Raw genomic sequence first — 1,044 nt, forward strand, 5'->3', positions numbered from 1 at the left:
TTTGATGACGATGTTTTTGAACGTCACGTCGCGAGGTTCAAAAATGATCTCATCAGAGGAAAAGTTTTTTTCAATGTACTGCTGGCTTTCGTTTAGGTGCTCAATCGCCTCATTGACAGATACCCAATCGAGATTGAGGTAGCGTTTAGCGTCATCCAGGTAATTGAGATCAAGGCCTTTGAGCTGGCTTTGAAAGTGAGGATCAGACAGCACACGGTTTGCTAGGACAATTTCCTCACGATTCTCAGGCGTGCTGTCGAGAGAAAGCAGCAGACGCGTCATATTGATGCTGCGGCTAGGTTTGGTTGTCGCCATCGTCGGCGTCAGCACTTCTTGGCTTGATAAGGTCGTCAGCAGATAACCTTTATCATCGTTACCAAGGAAGAAGCTAATTACATCACCGGGTTGGTAATGAAATGCTCCTTGCTGAGTGACGCCAGTGATATTGGAACTGGTTTTGTAATACAGGCCAGTCACTGGAGAGTCGATAAAGTAGCCTTGCTTCAAGGTTGAAGCTGGCGGGTGTGAAGTGGCTGCAGAAGCATCTGCCGCCAAAGTGGACGTAGCCGTCAATGCAGACAGCCAAAATACCACTGAACGTGTATACATCTTGTTTTAAGCCTTATTGGTTGGTGCTGTCCTTAGACGCACAATTTGGCTGACAACTCATTGGTGTAGTTAGGTGCTTCTCTGGCACCGGTGTCATCATCGCCAACAACATTTTTTGTTTTATATGTTTGGGGATATCTGGGTTAGAGAGTATCCGCCTTCGTGTTAGCTCCATCATAGAGTTCACCGAAAGATGTTCGACGTTCTGCCCCTTCGCATGGAAGATGAGGCGAGTCAGTTCGTACATCATATCTTCTGCAATCTTCTTCTCTTGTTGCAGTTGGATATTCTTTTGAATCAATGCATTACCAAATAGCACGCCGGATAAAACCAGAATGGCAGATAATGCTGCAGCCAGCGGACGGCGCTGTACTAAACGCAATGCGCTGTACAACGGCCAATGTTTTTTTTGTTCGATTGGGCGCCGCTCAAGCA

Annotated in this window: 2 pseudogenes; both read right to left on the reverse strand. The window is 46.6% G+C overall.

What is annotated here, in order from left to right:
* Positions 1–609, reverse strand: a pseudogene (locus R8N46_RS25500) (chromosome partitioning protein ParA); the annotation flags it as partial.
* 13 nt (positions 610–622) lie between these two features.
* Positions 623–1,044, reverse strand: a pseudogene (locus tag R8N46_RS25505) (serine/threonine protein kinase); the annotation flags it as partial.

The sequence above is a fragment of the Vibrio sp. 1874 genome (assembly GCF_033344395.1).
Taxonomy (GTDB): Bacteria; Pseudomonadota; Gammaproteobacteria; order Enterobacterales; family Vibrionaceae; genus Vibrio; species Vibrio alginolyticus.